Source organism: Acinetobacter sp. V2 (assembly GCF_001188385.1).
GTDB classification, from domain to species: domain Bacteria; phylum Pseudomonadota; class Gammaproteobacteria; order Pseudomonadales; family Moraxellaceae; genus Acinetobacter; species Acinetobacter oleivorans.
In genome coordinates, this window is record NZ_JZFB01000003.1 from 370,203 (window position 1) to 376,424 (window position 6,222).

The 6,222-nt window shown below is 39.8% G+C and carries 3 protein-coding genes and 1 pseudogene; 2 read left to right on the plus strand and 2 right to left on the minus strand.

Annotated features, from left to right (window positions below; all coding sequences use genetic code 11):
• The coding region (gene ahpC / locus UC75_RS12570) for an alkyl hydroperoxide reductase subunit C (RefSeq protein ID WP_049837795.1) at nt 1–557 on the minus strand (557 nt) is incomplete at its 3' end.
• 352 nt (nt 558–909) lie between these two features.
• On the opposite strand from ahpC, the gene hrpA reads away from it, so the two are divergent.
• Nucleotides 910–4,767, plus strand: a complete 3,858-nt coding sequence (gene hrpA, locus UC75_RS12575; RefSeq protein ID WP_049837796.1) for an ATP-dependent RNA helicase HrpA — start codon at nt 910–912, stop codon at nt 4,765–4,767.
• Between the two features lie 95 nt (nt 4,768–4,862).
• Nucleotides 4,863–5,969 carry a beta-ketoacyl-ACP synthase III gene (locus tag UC75_RS12580; RefSeq protein WP_013198471.1) on the plus strand — a complete coding sequence of 369 codons (1,107 nt, stop codon included), beginning with the start codon at nt 4,863–4,865 and terminating at the stop codon, nt 5,967–5,969.
• 102 nt (nt 5,970–6,071) lie between these two features.
• Here the strand turns inward: UC75_RS12580 and UC75_RS18915 are convergent.
• Nucleotides 6,072–6,222: pseudogene (locus UC75_RS18915) on the minus strand (OprD family porin); the annotation flags it as partial.

Here is a 6,222-nt window from a genome sequence, read left to right on the forward strand (position 1 = left end):
TTACCAACTAGGTCGATAGATGGAGCAAGAGTAGCTTCGCCTTCTTTCCATTTAGCTGGGCAAACTTCACCTGGGTGAGCGTGTACGTATTGAGCAGCTTTTACTTTACGAAGAAGTTCAGACGCGTCACGGCCGATACCACCAGCGTTGAGTTCAACGATTTGGATTTTACCTTCTGGATCGATAACGAAAGTACCACGGTCAGCTAAACCTTCAGATTCAATAAGAACGTCGAAGTTTTTAGAAAGAGTCCAAGTTGGGTCACCAACTAATGGATATTGGATTTTTTTGATTTCTTCAGAAGTGTCGTGCCAAGCTTTGTGAGTGAAGTGTGTATCAGTAGATACAGCATAAATTTCAACACCAAGTTTTTGGAATTCAGCGTAGTTGTCTGCTAAGTCACCAAGTTCAGTTGGACAAACGAAAGTGAAGTCAGCTGGATAGAAGAATACAACAGACCACTTACCTTTAAGGTTAGTTTCGTTAACTTCAACAAATTGGCCGTTGTGGTAAGCAGTTGCTTGGAATGGTTTAACTTCAGTATTAATCAAGCTCATCATTGTCTCCATGATTGAGGTTTATATTTAAACTTGTTTACGAGATGTAGAATAAATAAAAATTCTTTATTGGGGAAATAGTATTTTTACATGACTAAAATCGGAAAATCGAATAAGTGATAAATTTACGATTTTTAAGTCCCCAAACACTGTATTCGATTTGACTGCAAAAACATGTAAATCAAATGACAGTTATAGTAAAAGAAACTTGCATAACAACATGAAGTCTACTTAGTCAAAATTCAAGGGTAAAATTTTAAAAAATTAAAAATATATAAAAAACCAAGTGTTTTACCTGAAGGGCATTAGAGCGTAAAATAGAGGATTGTTGTATTTTCAGGAAAATTTGTCTGTGCAGAATGATTTAAATATTGATCAGTGGGTAATGGCAAGAGATCGTTACCGTTTAAATCGTTTGCGTAAAGATAAAAAAGCCAATACAGCAGAGATTGAAAAATTATTTGAACAATCGAGTGCCAAAGTAAGGCAGCGTTTTGAACGCCTCCCTAAAATTAAACTGAATCAGGAACTACCTGTTTCTCAATATGCTGACCGTTTAATTGATGCGATTCAAAAGCATCAGGTCATTATTGTGGCGGGTGAGACAGGTTCAGGTAAAACCACTCAGCTTCCTCAAATTGCAATGTTAGCGGGTCGCGGCTTAACGGGTATGATTGGTCATACACAGCCACGCCGTTTAGCTGCACGTAGTGTTTCTCAGCGTATTGCAGAAGAAGTCGGCGAAAAGCTTGGTGAATCGATTGGTTTTAAAATCCGATTTAATGAACAAGGTTCGCAAGATTCAATTGTACGGTTAATGACGGATGGTATTTTGCTTGCCGAGTTAGGCAATGACCGTTTCTTGTCTAAATATGACACGATCATTATTGATGAAGCGCATGAACGCTCACTCAATATCGATTTTATTATGGGTTATTTAAAGCAGTTACTGCCAAAACGCCCAGACCTAAAAGTGATTGTGACTTCGGCAACTTTAGATGTAAATCGTTTTAGTAATTACTTTAATGATGCACCAGTTTTTGAAGTAGAAGGTCGTAGCTATCCAGTTGAAGTGCTTTATCGTCCAATTTCAGAAATGAATATTGGCGGAAGTGATGACGATGAGTTTGATGATTTCGAAGAAAACTTACCTCGAGCAGTCGTACAGGCAGTTGAAGAATGCTTTGCTGATGCAGAAGCAAAAGGTCACCCCGAACATGCCGACATTTTAATTTTCTCAAGTACAGAGCAAGAAATTCGTGAGTTGCAGGAAACCTTGCAAAAGTACGGGCCAAGACACACCGAAATTTTACCTTTGTACGCGCGCTTAGCTGTTTCTGAACAACAAAAGATTTTTAGTTCAGGTGGAAAAGGCCGTCGTATTATTATTGCGACCAACGTAGCCGAAACTGCACTGACTGTTCCAAATATTCGTTATGTGATTGATAGCGGTTTTGCCCGTATTTCTCGTTATAACTACCGTTCACGTGTGCAACGTTTACCAATTGAGGCAATTTCTCAGGCTGCGGCCAATCAGCGTAAAGGGCGTTGTGGTCGTATTGCGGCGGGTGTGTGTATTCGTTTATATAGTGAAGAAGACTTCTTAAGCCGTCCTGAGTTTACCGAACCTGAAATTAAACGGACTAACTTAGCGTCTGTTATTTTACAAATGCACAGTTTAGGTTTAGGTGAGCTAGAAAACTTTGATTTTATTGAGCCACCAGATTTCCGCCTAGTCAATGATGGTCGGAAGTTACTCATTGAGTTAGGTGCACTTAACGAAAAGAAAAATGAGCTGACTAAAGTCGGGCAAATGATGGCGCGTATGCCAATTGACCCACGACTCGCTCGTATGATTGTGGGCGGTGCTCATTTTGGCGTACTCAAAGAAATTTTAATTGTGGTGAGTGCGTTAGCAGTTCAAGACCCGCGCGAGCGCCCAGCCGATAAACAAATGCAGGCTGACCAAAAGCATGCATTATTCAAAGAAGCCGATTCAGATTTTCTGTTTTATTTAAAACTTTGGGATACTTTAAATCCTAAAGGTGAAGCAGGGATGTCTGAAAATAAACGACGTCAGTTTGCTAAGCAGAATTTTTTAAGTTGGTTGCGTTTACGTGAATGGAAACAGACACATCAGCAATTGGTTGAGTTAGCCGAAGGCTTAAAACTGAGTTTTAATGAAAAACCTGCAAATTATGAAAACTTGCACCGTGCATTGCTGACAGGCTTATTGTCTTTTATTGCCAATAAAACAGATGAGCGCAATACCTTTATGGCAGTGCGTCAGCAAAAAGCTAAAGTTTTTCCAGCAAGTACGTTGCACAAAACCAATACCTCTTGGGTGATGGCTTTTGAAATGGTCGAAACCTCTCAAGTGTACTTACGTACTTTAGCCAAAATTGACCCTGAATGGATTTTGCTTGCTGCACGTGACTTATTGAAATATCACTATTTTGAGCCGCACTGGTCCAAGAAAGCTGGGATCGTAAATGCGTATGCGCAAATTTCACTGTTTGGTTTAATTATTGAACCAAAACGCTTAATTAATTTTGAGAAAGTTGACCAGCCTGCTGCTCATGAGATTTTCTTACGCGATGCATTAACCACTGGTAATTTGGGTACGATCCCACCATTTTTAAAACACAACTTACTTAAACTTGAAGAAGTGGAGCGAGTTGAAGATAAATTGCGTCGCCGTGATTTAGTGGTCGATGAAGAAACGATTTATCAGTTTTATGCCTCTAAGATTCCTGAAGAAATCGCAAGTCGTCGTAGTTTTGAAGACTGGCGTGCGACGGTAGAAGCGAATCATCCACGTTATTTATTTATTGAAGATGATTCACTTTGGCTCAATGACCGACCAACAACGCAGCAATTCCCAGATCATCTACACAATGGGCAGCTACGTTTAGCAACGACATATCATTTTGACCCGAGCCATGACGAAGATGGTGCGACTGTTCAAATTCCTGTACAGGCATTGCCTCAAGTTGATGAAAATATTTGGTCATGGGGAATTCCGGGTTGGCGCCAAGATTTAATTGAGGCATTACTTAAAGCTTTACCTAAAGATAAGCGTCGTAATGTAGTGCCTATTCCCGATACAGCTCGTAAGCTCATGCAAGGCATTGATGCAGTACATTTACGTGAACATATTTTTAGTTATTTAGCTTTTGCCTTACGTGGTGAGCAAATTACTGACAAGGATTTCTCGTTTGAACGCATTGATCCATATTTGGTGCCTTTCATTAAAGTTATTGATGAAAAAGGTAAGTTGATTGCAAAAGGCCGCGATTTACCTGAATTAAAAGCGCGTTGCCGTGTGGAAACACATCGTCCGGTTAAACAGCAAAAAGGTGAGTTTAAAAACTTCCCTGAGAATTTTACTTTTGAGGCTTCACATAAAGTGACGGGTGTTGTTGTGAAACAATATCAGGCTTTGGTCCCTACAAAAGCTTTTGCTGAAATTGAAGCTAAAGATGACTCAGGCGTTGTTATTCAAACGTTTAACGATCAAGCTGAGGCAATTAAACAGCATCGTGAAGGGATTATCCGTCTGGTCCATATGCAGCTTGGCGATTTGGTTCGCCAGTTGAAAAAGCAGATTTCAAAACCGCTTGCTTTGGCATATTCACCTTTGGGCGATAAAGCTAAGCTTGAGCAGATGTTAGTCTATGCAACTTTGCAAATGGCAATTACAACTTTGCCAATTAATGCAGATGAATTTAACAAACTGCTCGAGCAGGTCAAAAAGCAATTTTTGAGTCATGGTCAGCAAGCACTTGAGCAATTAAGTGACATTTATATTCAATGGCAGCAAATTCGCCGTCAGCTTTTAGTGCTTGACCGAGACATATTTGGCCGTAGTGTTGATGATATTGAAGATCAGCTAGATTTAATGTCACTTAGCAATTTTGTTTACTGCCAACCAGTCGATCTTTGGCAGGAATATCCGCGATATTTAAAAGCGCTGCTATTGCGTTTAGATCGATTGCCAAATAATCTACAGCGAGATCATGCCGCTATTGATGATGTCGATCCATGGATGGACAAGGTATTTAAATTCAAAAACAATCCCAAAATCAAAGAATTGTATTTGATGTTGGAAGAATTCCGCATTTCTTTATTTTCTCAACCGATGAAAACCAAGATGCCTATTTCACCAACTCGACTGCAAAAGTTATGGGATCGTTTGGGAATCAGTTAAGATAGATCGGGGTCTGTTTATGTTGTTGTTTAGCCTACAACGCAATTTATAAATGAAAGATTAACAGACCCTATTCATTTTTTTAGGAGTTTTACATGGGCATTCGTATCACAGGTACTGGGTTATTTCACCCAACAGAAATCATTTCTAATGAAGAACTGGCCGACAGTTTAAATGCTTATGTGGAACAATATAACCAAGAGAATGCAGAGAAAATTGCAGCAGGTGAACTCGAAGAATTACGTGGTTCTAGTGCTGAGTTTATTGAAAAAGCGTCTGGTATTAAGCGCCGTTACGTGATTGAGAAATCAGGTATCCTCGATCCAAATCGTTTGCGTCCTCGTTTGTCTGAACGTTCAAATGATGAACTTTCACTTCAAGCAGAGTGGGGCGTTATTGCTGCGAAACAGGCAATGGAAAATGCAGGCGTAACTGCTGAAGATATCGATGTTGTGATTTTGGCATGTTCAAACATGCAGCGTGCTTATCCGGCAGTTGCGATTGAAATCCAGTCAGCACTTGGCATTCAAGGTTATGCCTACGATATGAACGTTGCATGTTCAGCTGCTACTTTTGGTTTGAAACAAGCGGCAGATGCAATTCGTTCAGGCGCTCGCCGTGTGTTGTTGGTGAATGTCGAGATTACATCGGGTCACCTAGACTACCGTAACCGTGATTGCCACTTCATTTTTGGCGACGTTGCGACCGCTTCTATTATTGAAGAAACCACTACTAAAACTGGTTTTGAAATTTTAGATATTCATTTATTTACTCAATTTTCAAACAACATTCGCAATAACTTCGGTTTCTTAAACCGTAGCGAAGATGCGGTCGTTGACGACAAGTTATTCCGTCAAGATGGCCGCAAAGTCTTTAAAGATGTTTGTCCGTTAGTGGCAAAAATCATTAATGCGCAGTTGGAGAAAATGCAGTTAACTGCAAACGATATTAAGCGTTTCTGGTTACACCAAGCCAATGCCAATATGAATGAACTAATCTTGAAATATGTGGCTGGTAAAGAGGCAGATTTAAGCCGTGCCCCAATTATTCTCGATGAGTTTGCAAATACCTCTTCAGCAGGCGTTATTATTGCTTTACACCGTACAGGCCACGAAGTAGATAATGGTGAGTATGGCGTGATTTCATCTTTCGGCGCTGGTTATTCAGTAGGTTCGATTGTTGTACAAAAGCATGTTGCTTAAGTTAAATGTTTGATTGAAAACGCTCATAAGAGCGTTTTTTTATGAGCGAAATAATATAAAAAGCGGGCCAAAATTAGCCCGCTTAGATTGAATCAAAAGTTATTAAAACTTTTTGGTGTAGTTTACAAACAGGCGATCTTCACCAAAATCATTACCATGTTTTACGTTGTAATCAATCCGAATATATTGCAGGGCAACACCTTTTAAGAACGGCTGCTGAAATGCGTAGTTTAAAATCACATTCGACTCGGTT

Coding starts and splice junctions, on each gene's coding strand:
- UC75_RS12580 (WP_013198471.1), top strand. CDS start 4,863: ATGGGCATTCGTATCACAGGTACTGGGTTATTTCACCCAACAGAAATC.